The sequence below is a fragment of the Nocardioides phosphati genome (assembly GCF_014646375.1).
Classification (GTDB): domain Bacteria; phylum Actinomycetota; class Actinomycetes; order Propionibacteriales; family Nocardioidaceae; genus Nocardioides; species Nocardioides phosphati.
Genome location: NZ_BMNI01000004.1, coordinates 58,286 through 70,801, shown reverse-complemented (window position 1 = coordinate 70,801; position 12,516 = coordinate 58,286). Strand labels below are relative to the sequence as shown.

Below are 12,516 nucleotides of genomic sequence, written 5' to 3'. Positions count from 1 at the left end.
TTCACGCCGTCCCGAGCAGGGCGTCGAGCGCCGGGTGCAGATGCCTGCTCCCCAGTACGCCGGACGCGTGCGCCGCGCCCGCGGCGAGCGCCTGCGGGAGGTCGGCGCCGTCGAGATGCGCATGGAGGACACCGGCGAAGAACGCGTCGCCGGCCCCGTTGGTGTCGAGGACCGGCACCGGCACGGCCGGCACGCGGTGGCGCCGGCCGGCGGCGTCGAGCGCGATCGCCCCGTCGGCACCGAGCGTGCAGACCGCGAAGGAGGCGCCGAAGCGCAGGCACTCGCGGAGCAGGCCGACGGCGTCGTCGGTCGCGTCGTCGTTGAGGAAGACGGCGTCCGCCGCCTCGAGGAACGGCTGGTGGAACGCAGCGCGGCCGTCGTAGTCGTGGAGGTCGACCCAGATCGGGCGGCCGGTCGCCCGCGCCAGCGGGAGCAGCCGGCGGGACTCGGGGGAGAGGTCGAGCACGAGCACCTCGGCGGCGGCCATCGCCTCGCCGAGGTCGGCGTCGCGGCGCTGCACCTCGCTCGCACCCTGTGCACTCTCCGCGCCCTCCTGCGCGGAGGGCGCTGGCTGCGCCAGGTAGATCGACAGTCGCTCGCCGCGCGGGGTCATCAGGTTGAGGTGCCGCTCGGTCACCTCCGCCGGCGTGACGCGCACGTCGACGCCGGCGGCCTCGAGGAGGGCGCGCACCCGGCGTCCGTCCTCGTCGCCGGCGAGCTGGGCCGCCAGGACGACCTGGCGACCCAGCCCGGTGAGGCCGAGCGCCTTGCCCGCCGACGTCCCGCCCACCGTCTCCCACGAGCGGTCGGCGAAGACAGTGTGGGGGACGGGGGCGGGCAGCCGGTCGAGCAGCGCGAGCCGGTTCCAGGACGCGGGGCCGTGGACGAGGACCGTCATGGCAGTGGTCCGGCGGCCGTCAGGCCGTCGGCAGCGCCTCGCCCGTGGTGGTCGAGAACGCGTGCAGCCGCTCCGGGTCGACCCGGAAGTGGACCACGCTGCCCTTGGCCGGCACGCTGCGCGGCTCGACCTTGGCGACCAGCTGCGGGTTGTGCAGCTTCGCGCCGAGGCTGCCGTAGAGGAACGCCTCGGAACCGAGCTCCTCCACGACCAGCACCTCGACCGCGAACGCACCCTCCGTGCCGGCCGGGACCCGCTCGAGCGACTCCGGGCGGAAGCCGAGGACGACCTCGCCGGTCGTCAGGGCGTCCGTCGTCGCGCGGGGGAGCCGGATCCGGGCCTCGGCGACCAGCGCGTCGCCGTCCTCCACGGCGAAGGTGCCGAGGTTCATGGCGGGCGAGCCGATGAAGCCGGCGACGAAGACGTTGGCCGGCCGGTCGTAGAGGTCGAGCGGGGCGGCGACCTGCTGCAGGACGCCGTCCTTGAGGACCGCCACGCGGTCGCCCATCGTCATCGCCTCGACCTGGTCGTGGGTGACGTAGACCGTGGTGATGCCGAGGCGCCGCTGGAGGGAGGCGATCTCGGTGCGGGTCGAGACGCGCAGCTTGGCGTCGAGGTTGGAGAGCGGCTCGTCCATGAGGAAGACCTGCGGCTCGCGGACGATCGCACGGCCCATGGCGACCCGCTGCCGCTGGCCTCCGGAGAGCGCCTTCGGCTTGCGGTCGAGGAAGCGCTCGAGGTCGAGGATCCGGGCGGCATCGGCGACGCGGGTGCTGATCTCCGACTTCGCGACGCCGGCGATCTTCAGCGCGAACCCCATGTTCTCCCCGACCGTCAGGTGCGGGTAGAGCGCGTAGTTCTGGAAGACCATCGCGATGTCGCGGTCCTTGGGACGCAGGTGCGTGACGTCGCGGTCGCCGATCCGGATCGAGCCGGAGGAGACGTCCTCCAGGCCCGCGAGCATCCGCAGGCTGGTGGACTTGCCGCAGCCCGAGGGGCCGACGAGCGCGAGGAACTCACCGGGCTGCACCTCGAGGTCGAGGCGGTCGACCGCGGGGACGGTCGAGCCGGGGTAGAGCCGGGTGGCGGCGTCGAAGACGACGGGGGTGGACATGGGACTCCTATCCCTTGGTTCCACCGGCGGTCAGGCCGGCGACGAGGTGCTTCTGGGCGAAGTAGAAGACGAGCGAGGCGGGCAGCATGATCAGCACCGCACCCGCGGTGAGCAGGTCCCACTGCGGGTTGAACCGCGGGACGAACTGCTGCAGGCCGGCACCCAGCGTCAGGTTCTTGTCGCTGAGGATGAACGCGATCGCGTAGGCGACCTCGCCCCAGGCGGTGAGGAACGTGTAGAACGCGGTCACCGCGAGGCCCGGCCGGGCAAGCGGCAGCACGACGTACCAGAAGGTCTTGAAGGGACCGAGGCCGTCGAGGGCCGCGGCGTCGTCGAGCTCCGGCGGGATCGTGTCGAAGTAGCCGCGCAGCATCCAGGTGCAGAAGGGCACGGCGACCGAGCAGTACGCGATGACCAGTGACGCCTTGGTGTCGATCAGCCCGAGGTTCGCCATGATCGTGTAGATCGGCACGATCAGGATCGCCACCGGGAACATCTGCGTGATCAGGAAGAGCCACATCACCCCACGCTTGCCGGGGAAGTTGAAGCGGCTCAGGGCGTAGCCGGCGGTCGCCGACATCGAGATGCCGATGACCATCGTGAAGATCGCGACGACCACCGAGTTGAGGAACCAGTGCGGGAAGCTGGTCTCGAAGAGCACCCGGCGGTAGTTCTCGAGCGTCGGGTGGTCGAAGAGGTGGATCTCCGTCGACTGGATCGCGTCCTGCGGCTTCAGTGAGGCGAGGAGGACCCACACCACGGGGAACAGCGCGATCGTCGTGGCGACCACGAGCGTCGCGTGGAGGGCGAGCGACGACAGCGGGCTCCGCTCGTCGCGGCCGCGGGGCTTGCGGGTCACCAGACCTCTCCCTTGCTCTTGAGCACGCGCCGGTACGCCGCGGCGTACACCACGAGGAGCGCGAGGATGACGACGCCGTAGGTGGCGGCGAGCGAGTAGTTGCGCAGGCCCTCGAAGGCTGCGCGGTAGGAGCCGGTCACCAGGATCTCGGTCTCTCCGGCCGGCTGGCCGCCGGTGACGAAGTAGATGATCGGGAACATGTTGAACGTCCAGATCGTGCCGAGCAGGATCACCGTCGAGCTCACCGGGCGCAGGCCCGGCACAGTCACGTGGCGGAACCGCTGCCACGGGCTGGTGCCGTCCATCTCCGCCGCCTCGTAGAGCTCCGCGGGGATCGACTGCAGGCCGCCGAGGATGGCGACCATCATGAAGGGGACACCGAGCCAGACGTTGGTGACCACGGCGGCGAACATCGCCGTCCAGCGGTGGTTGAACCACTCGACGGGGTCCAGGCCCAGGTGGACCAGCACGGAGTTGATCAGGCCGAACTTCGGGTTGAAGAGGAACTTCCAGGCGAAGGCGCTGACGAACGCCGGCACCGCCCACGGCACGATCAGCAGGACCCGGTAGAGGCTCCGCCCGCGGAAGTTGCGGTTGAGGAGCACGGCCAGGCCGAGGCCGATCAGGTAGTGGAGCAGCACGCAGGCGAGGGTCCACACGATGGTGTTCTCGAGCAGGAGCCAGAAGTGGCCGCGCTCGCCCGTGAGCAGGTCGGTGTAGTTGTGGAGGCCGACCCAGTGCCAGCGGTCCGGGTTGGGCGTGCATGACTCGGCGCCGCCGAGGGTCTTGCTGCAGACCTCGGCGCGCTGGTTGGTCTCCGTGAGGTTGGTGAACGACTGGAGGATGCCGCGGACGAGGGGGTAGAGCACCAGGGCGCCCAGCACGAAGATGGTGGGAGCCACCATCGCCCAGGCGTACCAGTGCTTGTCGAAGGTCCGCCGCAGTCGACCGCGGCGGGCGGGGCCCGGCGTGACGCCGGACCCCGCTGCGGTGCTCAGGCTCATGGCAGGTCGTACGCCGGGACGACGTCGGACTTGTACTTGGCCGCGGTCTGGTCGAGCGTCTTGTCGACGTCAGCGCCCTGGACCAGGACCTTCGTCGCCATCTCGTCGAGCGGGCCGAAGAAGAGGCCGCCCTCCGGGATCCACGGACGGGCCTTGGCCACGTCGAGCGCGGCCTTCCACGCGGTGATGCGCGGGTTGTCCTTGACCAGGTCGTACGCGTCCTCGTTGGTGGGGAGCAGGCCGAGCTTGTCGGCGATGAACGCCTCGGACTTCGCCGAGGTCATGAACTCCAGGAACGCCGTGGCGGCGTCGGCCTTCTTCTCGTCCATGCCGGAGTAGACGACGTAGTTGTGGCCGCCGACCGGGGCGCCCGCGCCCTTCGAGCCGGCCGGGACGGGGGCGATGCCGAGGTTGTCGAACCCACCGAACTTCGGGTCCTTGGAGACGTTGGCGACCTCCCACGGGCCGTTGATCACCATGCCGACCTTGCCCTCCTTGAAGAGCGTCATCATCGTGCCGTAGGAGTCGTTGGCGTCGGGCTTGGGAGCAGCGCCGGACTTCACCATGTCCTGGGCGACCTTGATGCCGTCCTTGTTGGCCTGCGACGCGACCTCGATGGTCTTGCTCTTCGTGTCGACGAGGTCGCCGCCCTCGCCGTACATGAAGGGGAGGAGGAAGTAGCCCCCGCTGTTGAGGTAGATGCCGTCGACGTGCGCCTTCTGCTTGAGCAGCTTCGCGTCGGCCTTCACCTCGGCCCAGGTGGTGGGGGCCTCGTCGATGCCGGCCTCCTTGAAGAGCTTCTTGTTGTACATCAGGCCGAGGGTGTCGGTGACCTGCGGGACGCCGTAGGTCTTGCCGTTGTAGACGTCGGAGGAGAGCGCCGTGTCGAGGTAGTGGTTGTCCTTGAGGACGTCGCTGCCGTCAAGGGCGTACAGGTGGCCGGCAGCCGCGAACTCCGGCACCCAGGCGACCTCGGCGCGCAGGATGTCGGGCGCACCCTCGCCGGCCTCGGCGGCGGTCTTGAACTTGTTCTGCGCCTCGCCGAACGGGACCGACTGGTAGTTGATCTTCACGTTCGGGTACTCCGCGTTGAACTTCTTGATCAGCTGCTTGAACGCGGGGGCCTCGTTGGTGGGGTCCGAGGTGTCCCACCAGGTGAGGGTCGCCTTGAGGGCGTCGTGGTCGGTCTTGTCGGCCGACGGGCTCGCCGCGCCTCCGCCGCCACAGGCGGAGAGGACGAGGGCGACGGCGGCGAGGCCGGTGAGGCCGGGAAGGGTGCGGCGCATGTGGGGGCTCCTTGGGGACAGCGGCTCGGGACCGGTGTGCGGCCGCTCTTGTGACGGCCATCACGGACCGTAGCAAGAACTTGCAAGGAATTGAAAGAGATTGCGGCAACTTTTGCAGAGGTGTTTGATGGGGCCATGGGCACCCTCGCGGACATCGCACACGAAGCTGGCGTCAGCGAGGCCACGGTCAGCCGTGTGCTCAACGCCAAGCCCGGAGTCAGCGACTCCGCGCGGCAGAACGTGCTCACCGCGCTCGACGTCCTGGGCTACGAGCGACCCGCGAAGCTGCGGCGGCGCAGTGCCGGGCTCGTGGGCCTCGTCGTACCCGAGCTCGACAACCCGATCTTCCCGGCGTTCGCGCAGGTCATCGAGGACTCGCTGACCCAACGGCGCTTCACCCCGGTGCTCTGCACGCAGTCGCCGGGTGGCGTCTCCGAGGACGAGTACGTCGAGTCGCTGCTCGACCACGGCGTCGCCGGCATCCTCTTCGTCTCCGGCCGCCACGCGGACGCGGGCGCCGACCACGAGCGCTACCGCGCACTGGTCCAGCGCGGCATGCCGGTCGCCTTCATCAACGGCTACGTCGACGACATCCCGGCGCCGTTCTTCTCCACCGACGACGCGGCCGCGACGGAGATCGCGGTCGCGCACCTCGTGCAGCTGGGCCACCGCCGGATCGGGCTGGCGACCGGCCCCGGCCGCTTCACGCCGTCGCAGCGGAAGCGGGCCGGCTTCGTCGGCGCGCTGCGCCGCCTGCTCGACCTCTCCGAGGCGGAGGCCGAGAGCTGGGTCGAGGAGAGCCTCTTCAGCGTCGAGGGAGGCGCGTCGGCTGCGCGGAGCCTCGTCGAGCGGGGCGCGACGGGCATCGTCTGCGCCTCCGACATGATGGCGATCGGCGCCGTCCGCGGCGTCCGCGACGTCGGGCTCTCGGTGCCCGGTGACGTCTCCGTGATCGGCTTCGACGACTCGATCCTGATCGGCTTCCTGGACCCGCCGCTCACGACCGTGCGCCAGCCGGTCCACGCGCTCTGCTCGGCGGCAGTGGCCGCGGTCGCCGACGCGATCGGCGGCGAGCCGGTGCCCGCACGGGAGTACGTCTTCAAGCCCGAGCTGGTGCTGCGGCAGTCGACCGGACCGGCGCCTGCCTGAGCGCGCTGCCTGAGCATGGCCGGCGCCCGACCTGCGGGCGCGCCAGGAATCTCCCCGCCGGCTGTCACACCGCGCCGGTGCGCGGTGTCTTCATGTCGAGCGCGGCCACGAGGGCCGCGACGAGATGAGGGAGTAGCCATGACCACCCGTATCCCCGCCGCCGAGATCGACGGCCTCTTCGGCGCGATCGTCAAGACGATGAGCAAGCGGATGTTCGGCAAGGTGCCCGAGTCGATGGGCGTGATGTGGCACAACCAGCCCGTGCTCAAGGCCTCGATGGGCTTCGGCCAGAAGCTGACGAAGTGGGACCGCTGCGACCCGGGCCTCAAGGCGTTCGCGCACATGGCGGTCGCGTCGTACATCGGGTGCAGCTGGTGCCTGGACTTCAACTACTTCATGGCCCGCCACGAGGGGCTCGACCTGGAGAAGGCGCAGCAGGTGCCGCGGTGGCGCGAGTCCGACGTCTTCACGCCGCTCGAGCGCGACGTCCTGGAGTACGCCGAGGCGATGAGCGCCACGCCCGTCGCCGTGACCGACGAGCTCTCGGCGCGGCTGCTGGAGGCGCTGGGAGCCGCGGCCCTGGTCGAGCTGACCAGCGTGATCGGCTTCGCGAACCTGACCACCCGCGGCAACGTCGCGATGGGCATCGAGTCGGAGGGCTTCGCCGACGCGTGCGGCATGAAGCCGCTGGCGGCACGGCCCGACGCCGCCCAGCGCGCGGGAGTAGCGTCGCCGGCATGAGCGAGGTCGATCCCTTCGTCGCCCACCGCAGCCTGCTCTTCACGGTCGCCTACGAGATGCTCGGCTCCGCGGCCGACGCGGAGGACGTCGTGCAGGAGTCGTGGCTGCGGTGGGCGGAGGTCGACCGGGCGACCGTCCGCGACCCGCGCGCCTACCTGGTCCGCACGGTCACCCGGCAGGCGCTCAACCGGCTCCGCACGCTGAGTCGTCGCCGCGAGGAGTACGTCGGGGAGTGGCTGCCCGAGCCGCTCCTCACCGCCCCCGACGTGGCTGAGGACGTCGAGCTCGCCGACAGCGTCTCGATCGCGATGCTCACGGTGCTCGAGTCGCTCGCTCCGACCGAGCGCGCGGTCTTCGTGCTCCGCGAGGTCTTCGACGCGCCGTACGACGAGATCGCCGAGGCCGTGGGCAAGTCGCCCGCGGCGGTGCGCCAGATCGCGCACCGCTCGCGGGCCCACGTCGAGGCGCGGCGGCCGCGCATGGAGGTGACCCGCAGCGAGCAGCAGCAGGTGGTGGAGCGGTTCCTGGCGGCGGTGACCGGAGGCGACGTCCAGGCGCTGATGGACGTCCTCGCGCCCGACGTCGTGCTCGTGGCCGACGGCGGCGGCATCGCCCCGGCGGCGCTGGTGCCGCTCAACGGGGGCCGCAAGGTGGCGCGGCTGCTGGCGAAGTTCGCCACGCTCGTGCCCGACGCGCGCACCGCCACGCTCTGGGTCAACGGCGCCCCGGCGGCTTGGTTCAACGGCGAGAAGGCGGGCGAGACGGTGGTCAGCGTCGAGGTGCAGGACGGCCGGATCACCCGGATCTTCGCGATGCGGAACCCCGAGAAGCTGGCGCGCCTGGCCGAGGAGACCGAGCTCGCCCGCTAGGCCATGCCCTAGGGTTGCCGCGATGGTTCCGCGGCTGATGTGTCTGGTCTCCTCGGGCGACGATCTCGCCCGGCTCCCCGCCCTTGCGATGGCGGGCGTCGACGCCATCCAGGTGCGCGACAAGACGCTCGAGCGCGACGGGCTGATCGCGTTGACCAACCACGTGATGAACCTCGTCCCCGCCGCCAGGGTGATCGTCAACGACCGCATCGACGTCGCCGTCATCACCGGCGCCGACGGCGTCCACGTCGGCGCCTCCGACCTGCCGGTCGCCGAGGTCGCCGCGATGGTCGGCCGGGCCCAGGCGCGCGGCTTCCTCTCCGACCGGTTCCTGATCGGCGCCACCTGCCGCACCGCGGCCGACGTGCGCGCTGCCGGCGACGCGGGGGCGGCGTACGCCGGGGTGGGGCCGGTCTTCGCGACCAGCTCCAAGGACGGCCTGCCCGATCCTCTCGGGGTGGAGGGTCTGGGAGCCGCGGTGGTGCACGGGGGAGTGCCGGTGCTCGCGATCGGCGGCATCGACGCCGACAACGCCGCCGAGGTGGTGGCCGCGGGAGCGCACGGGGTCGCGGTCATCGGTGGCATCTGGCGTGCGGCCGACCCCGTCGCCGCCGCACGCGCGCTCGCGGCCGTCGTGCGCTGACCCTCCTCTCCGTCCGGCATCTCTGAGCTTGCCGCCGGCGGGCCGGCTGTGGCTCCGACAGGCCGGAGCCGGACGGTCCCGGTGCGCCGCTGCGCAGGCTGCCGGAGCTGCGGCGTCGCGACATCGTCGACCTCCACGGCAGCCGCAACACCGCGCAACCGTCGCCGCATGGTCGGGGCAGGCGCTCTGCTGGCAGGGCCCATCCTCCCGAACGCCCGTGAGAAGGACCCCGCCATGCCTCCCTCCCCGTCGCCGCGCTGGTGGACCTTCGGTCTGCTCAACGTCGCGGTCATCGCCGTCGTGTCCCTGTCCGGCTGGTACCTGCTGGCTGACCCGCGCACGAGCCCCCTCGGGATCTATCCGTTGCCGTTCAACACCGCGCTCTTCTGGGCGTTGATGTTCGTCGTGTGGCTCGGCTTCAACCTCGAGATGAGCTGGTTCTCCCGGCTCCCGCAGCCGCTCTGCGGCATTGCCTTCACGGCCGCGACGATCGGCGGCGGCGTCGCGGTCACCTGGCTTCTCTCCCGGGGCCTCGGATCCGTCAACCCGGACTTCGATCCCTCAGGGCCGCTGGGCGTCTCCGCCTACTTCGTCGCCGCCCTCTTCGTGCTGTTCGGCTTCTCGACGTACATCATGAGCGTCGTCAACTGGGGTCAGTGGCCGGTCGCGGGTGCCATGACCGGGCAGCCGTACGTCGGGCTCGGCTCGATCGCGCTGCTGATGGTGCCGACGATCCTGCTGTGGGCCGTCCTGGGCATTCCCGCCGTCGCGCATCCCGAGTCGGCAGTGATGGGCGTTCCGACCCTTCTCGGCTGGTACTACTCCCTGATCATCGCGATCGTGCTGACCGGCGTCGTCGGGGAGAACTGGCCGTGGCGCCTGGCAGGCACCGGTGCCCGGCTCGCGCTGGCCGCGACCGCCGGCAACGTCGTCCTCGGCACGGTCCTGTACGTCGGCCTGCGCGAGGTGGCGCACCTCCTGGTCGGGTCCACGAACGCCGCCGCGCTCGGCGCCGGCATCAACCTCTACCCGGCCGAGCTCGGGGTCTGCTGGGTGGTCTGGATGATCCTGTGGGCCAACGTGTTCGGCAACAAGCCGGTCGGGCTGGGCGATGCCGCAAGCCTCGCGATCCGCGCCGTCGTGACGTTCGCCCTCGCCTGCGGCACGTTCGTGGCCTACTACTTCGTGCTCGCGGAGCACGTCCTCCACGAGCCGGCCATCGCCCACACGTCGCTTGCCGGCGACGCGCTCGGATTCATGGACTGGGTGGCCCTCGTCGCCCTCCTCTACATCGTCGGCTTCGGGTCGTGGGGGCTGCACGCGCCCTCTGCCGACCAGCCCACCGAGGCGCTGCCCGTCGACCATCCGACCGCTCACGCGGCCGGCCAGAACTGACCATGCACAGGCAAGGAGAAGAACGATGAAGGCAGCACGTTTCCACGGCCGCGGCGACATCCGGATCGACGACGTCCCCGAGCCGGCGACCCGCCCGGGCACCGTCAAGGTGGAGGTCGAGTGGTGCGGCATCTGCGGCACCGACCTCCACGAGTACCTCGACGGGCCGATCTTCGCGCCGACCCCGGAGGCGCCGCACCCGCTGACGGGTGAGAGCTATCCGATGCAGCTCGGTCATGAGTTCGCCGGGGTGGTGGTCGAGCTCGGCGAGGGCGTGAGCGACCTGCGGCTCGGCGACCGCGTGGTGGTCGAGCCGTACATCGTGTGCGGACGCTGCGACGCCTGCCAGCAGGGTCGCTACAACGTCTGCGCCGCGCTCGGTTTCGTCGGACTCTCCGGAGGAGGCGGTGGCTTCAGCCGGTACGTCGTCGCGGAGCGCCGGTGGATCCATCCCCTCGGTGAGCTCGGCACCGACGTCGGCGCCCTCGTGGAGCCGCTGGCGGTGGCGTACCACGGCGTACGGCTGTCGGGGGTGAGGCCGGGGCAGACCGGCGTCGTCTTCGGGGCCGGGCCGATCGGGCTGGTCACCGCCGCGTCGCTGCGCGCGGTGGGCGTCGAGGAGGTCTTCGTGGTCGAGCCGGCAGCAGTGCGCAAGGCGAAGGCTCCCGGCGCCGGAGCCACCGCGGTCATCGACCCGAACGACGGCGACGTGGTCGAGGCGGTCATGGAGCTGACCAAGGGCCGTGGCGCCGACGTCGCCTTCGAGTGCGCCGGTGTCGACGCTGTCCTCTCGTCGGCGATCCGGGCGACCCGGGTGGGAGGAACGGTCGTGAACCTGGCGATCTGGGGCCACAACGCCTCGGTCGCGATGAACGACCTGGTCTTCCGGGAGGTCAGCGTCGTCGGCAGCCTCGCCTACTGCAACGACCACGCGGACACGATCAGGCTCATCCAGGACGGCAAGGTCGATCCGTACCAGTTCATCACCGGGCGGATCGGCCTGGACGACATCGTCGAGAAGGGCTTCAAGGAGCTGATCGAGAACAAGGAGGAGAACGTCAAGATCCTCGTGCAGCCCTCCTGAGCGCTGGCGCGTGAACCACCTGCCGCGGACCCGGTGTGACTTGTTATTGTCGTCGCAATCCACCACGGGAGTCCGCGGCAGCGGGCTGAGATGGGGCTGAGGCCGCTCCGACCGTTGAACCTGATCCGGGTCATGCCGGCGAAGGAAGCGAGGAGCTTTCGGTGTATTCCTGCATTTCACCCCTGGTCGATCCGACCGCCCATGACCGCGCCCCCGTGGGGCCGGCACCCGCTGCAGCGCCGTGAGGGTCCGCGTCCTCGGGGCCGGGATCATCGGCCTCGCCTGTGCCGATGAGCTGCTCCGTCGCGGCCACGACGTGGAGGTCGTCGACCCCGCGCCGGGCTCGGGTGCGTCGTACGCCGCGGCGGGGATGCTCGCCCCGGCCGGCGAGCTCTGGCACGGCGAGGCGGACCTCTTCCGGCTCGGCCGCGCCTCGGCCGACCTCTGGCCCGCGTACGCCGCGCGGCTGGGCGTGCCCCTGGCGGCGTCGGGCACGGTCCTCGCGGCCGCCGATGCCGGTGACCTGCAGGAGGTCGACCGCCAGCTCGAGCTGCTCGCGGCTGCCGGGGAGCGGGCCCAGGCCCTGGGACGCCGTGAGCTGGCCGCCCGCGAGCCGGGGCTCGGGCGCGTGGTCGGGGGCGCCTTCCTGCCCGAGGACCACTCCGTCGACCCGCGCTCGGTGGTGCGCGCGCTGCTGGCGCGGGTGCCCGTCATGGCGGTGGCCTCCGGCGCCCCGGCCGACGCGACCGTGATCGCCACCGGCGCGCACCTGCCCTCGCCGTGGGCCGATCTCGTGCGGCCCGTCCGCGGCGAGGTCATCCGGCTCCGGTCGACGGGTGCGGGCCAGGCGCCGCTGCACACCGTGCGCGGCCTGGTCCACGGCATGCCGGTGTACGTCGTGCCGCGCGCCGGCTCCGACGAGATCGTCGTGGGCGCGACGTCGGAGGAGCACGACACCCCGCCGGTGCCGACGGTGGAGGGTGTCTTCCGCCTGCTCGAGTCCGCGCGGATCCTGCTTCCCGCGCTCGACCGCGCCGAGGTCGTCGAGGTGACGGCCCGCGACCGGCCGGGCACCCGCGACAACCTGCCGCTCGTCGGTCGGGTCCCTTCGAGCCCCACCTCCGACGACACCTGGCTGGCCGCCGGGCACTTCCGCCACGGCGTACTGCTGGCGCCGATCACGGCGCAGCTGCTCGCCGACGGCCTCGAGGGTGCTGCCCCGGACCCGGCCGTCGACCCGTCCCGCTTCGCCCGTCAGGAGGCTTCGGCATGACCGCCCCGATGACGGTCGTCGTCAACGGCGAGTCCCGGGCCCTCGAGCCCGGCGCCACCGTCGCCGACCTGCTGCCCGCCGACCCACGCGGCCATGCGGTCGCGCTCAACGGCACCGTCGTGCTCCGCGCCGACCACGCCACCACCCCGCTCACCGAGGGCGACGTCGTCGAGGTCGTCGCCGCCGTCCAGGGAGGATGAC

Annotated in this window: 13 protein-coding genes and 1 riboswitch; of the genes, 8 read left to right on the top strand and 5 right to left on the bottom strand. The window is 71.4% G+C overall.

The genetic code is table 11. The features are described from left to right. Position 1: 1 nt before the first annotated feature. The 5 genes from IEX47_RS09695 to IEX47_RS09680 are packed head-to-tail and all read right to left on the bottom strand — an operon-like array spanning position 2 to position 5,161. On the bottom strand, positions 2–898 hold the full coding sequence (locus IEX47_RS09695) for a carbohydrate kinase family protein (protein WP_188783813.1): 897 nt from the start codon (positions 896–898) through the stop codon (positions 2–4). Positions 899–917: 19 nt separating this feature from the next. Next, positions 918–2,012 (bottom strand): ABC transporter ATP-binding protein, encoded by a 1,095-nt coding sequence (locus IEX47_RS09690; RefSeq protein ID WP_188783812.1) that lies wholly within the window; start codon positions 2,010–2,012, stop codon positions 918–920. Positions 2,013–2,019: 7 nt separating this feature from the next. Next, positions 2,020–2,871: a sugar ABC transporter permease gene (locus IEX47_RS17960; protein ID WP_229662770.1), complete on the bottom strand. Its 852-nt coding sequence runs from the start codon at positions 2,869–2,871 to the stop codon at positions 2,020–2,022. Beyond that, positions 2,868–3,875 carry a carbohydrate ABC transporter permease gene (locus IEX47_RS17955; RefSeq protein ID WP_229662769.1) on the bottom strand — a complete coding sequence of 336 codons (1,008 nt, stop codon included), beginning with the start codon at positions 3,873–3,875 and terminating at the stop codon, positions 2,868–2,870. The genes IEX47_RS17960 and IEX47_RS17955 overlap by 4 nt, the downstream gene beginning before the upstream one ends. Beyond that, complete coding sequence (locus IEX47_RS09680; protein WP_188783811.1) at positions 3,872–5,161, bottom strand: extracellular solute-binding protein; 1,290 nt, start codon at positions 5,159–5,161, stop codon at positions 3,872–3,874. The genes IEX47_RS17955 and IEX47_RS09680 overlap by 4 nt, the downstream gene beginning before the upstream one ends. Before the next feature lie 135 nt (positions 5,162–5,296). Between IEX47_RS09680 and IEX47_RS09675 the strand changes: the two genes are divergently transcribed. The 8 genes from IEX47_RS09675 (at position 5,297) to thiS (ending at position 12,515) form a co-directional block, all read left to right on the top strand. Further along, positions 5,297–6,310: a LacI family DNA-binding transcriptional regulator gene (locus IEX47_RS09675; protein WP_188783810.1), complete on the top strand. Its 1,014-nt coding sequence runs from the start codon at positions 5,297–5,299 to the stop codon at positions 6,308–6,310. Between the two features lie 138 nt (positions 6,311–6,448). After that, positions 6,449–7,051 carry a carboxymuconolactone decarboxylase family protein gene (locus IEX47_RS09670; protein WP_188783809.1) on the top strand — a complete coding sequence of 201 codons (603 nt, stop codon included), beginning with the start codon at positions 6,449–6,451 and terminating at the stop codon, positions 7,049–7,051. After that, positions 7,048–7,920: an RNA polymerase sigma-70 factor gene (locus IEX47_RS09665; protein ID WP_188783808.1), complete on the top strand. Its 873-nt coding sequence runs from the start codon at positions 7,048–7,050 to the stop codon at positions 7,918–7,920. Before IEX47_RS09670 ends, IEX47_RS09665 begins: the two co-directional genes overlap by 4 nt. 22 nt (positions 7,921–7,942) lie before the next feature. Beyond that, positions 7,943–8,563 (top strand): thiamine phosphate synthase, encoded by a 621-nt coding sequence (locus IEX47_RS09660; protein ID WP_229662768.1) that lies wholly within the window; start codon positions 7,943–7,945, stop codon positions 8,561–8,563. Between the two features lie 234 nt (positions 8,564–8,797). Beyond that, entirely contained in the window at positions 8,798–9,958 is a 1,161-nt protein-coding gene (locus tag IEX47_RS09655) for a hypothetical protein (RefSeq protein WP_229662767.1), read from the top strand. A gap of 25 nt (positions 9,959–9,983) precedes the next feature. Continuing rightward, on the top strand, positions 9,984–11,042 hold the full coding sequence (locus IEX47_RS09650; protein ID WP_188783807.1) for a 2,3-butanediol dehydrogenase: 1,059 nt from the start codon (positions 9,984–9,986) through the stop codon (positions 11,040–11,042). Positions 11,043–11,096: 54 nt separating this feature from the next. Next, positions 11,097–11,207: riboswitch (TPP riboswitch) on the top strand. Positions 11,208–11,283: 76 nt separating this feature from the next. Continuing rightward, on the top strand, positions 11,284–12,315 hold the full coding sequence (locus IEX47_RS09645) for an FAD-dependent oxidoreductase (protein WP_188783806.1): 1,032 nt from the start codon (positions 11,284–11,286) through the stop codon (positions 12,313–12,315). Beyond that, entirely contained in the window at positions 12,312–12,515 is a 204-nt protein-coding gene (thiS, locus tag IEX47_RS09640; RefSeq protein ID WP_188783805.1) for a sulfur carrier protein ThiS, read from the top strand. The genes IEX47_RS09645 and thiS overlap by 4 nt, the downstream gene beginning before the upstream one ends. Position 12,516 lies beyond the last annotated feature (1 nt).

Excerpts from the sequence above, each read along its gene's own strand:
- IEX47_RS09695 (WP_188783813.1), bottom strand. The coding sequence starts at position 898 with ATGACGGTCCTCGTCCACGGCCCCGCGTCCTGGAACCGGCTCGCGCTG.
- IEX47_RS09690 (WP_188783812.1), bottom strand. The coding sequence starts at position 2,012 with ATGTCCACCCCCGTCGTCTTCGACGCCGCCACCCGGCTCTACCCCGGC.
- IEX47_RS17955 (WP_229662769.1), bottom strand. The coding sequence starts at position 3,875 with ATGAGCCTGAGCACCGCAGCGGGGTCCGGCGTCACGCCGGGCCCCGCC.
- IEX47_RS09680 (WP_188783811.1), bottom strand. The coding sequence starts at position 5,161 with ATGCGCCGCACCCTTCCCGGCCTCACCGGCCTCGCCGCCGTCGCCCTC.
- IEX47_RS09675 (WP_188783810.1), top strand. The coding sequence starts at position 5,297 with ATGGGCACCCTCGCGGACATCGCACACGAAGCTGGCGTCAGCGAGGCC.
- IEX47_RS09670 (WP_188783809.1), top strand. The coding sequence starts at position 6,449 with ATGACCACCCGTATCCCCGCCGCCGAGATCGACGGCCTCTTCGGCGCG.
- IEX47_RS09665 (WP_188783808.1), top strand. The coding sequence starts at position 7,048 with ATGAGCGAGGTCGATCCCTTCGTCGCCCACCGCAGCCTGCTCTTCACG.
- IEX47_RS09660 (WP_229662768.1), top strand. The coding sequence starts at position 7,943 with ATGGTTCCGCGGCTGATGTGTCTGGTCTCCTCGGGCGACGATCTCGCC.
- IEX47_RS09655 (WP_229662767.1), top strand. The coding sequence starts at position 8,798 with ATGCCTCCCTCCCCGTCGCCGCGCTGGTGGACCTTCGGTCTGCTCAAC.
- IEX47_RS09650 (WP_188783807.1), top strand. The coding sequence starts at position 9,984 with ATGAAGGCAGCACGTTTCCACGGCCGCGGCGACATCCGGATCGACGAC.
- thiS (WP_188783805.1), top strand. The coding sequence starts at position 12,312 with ATGACCGCCCCGATGACGGTCGTCGTCAACGGCGAGTCCCGGGCCCTC.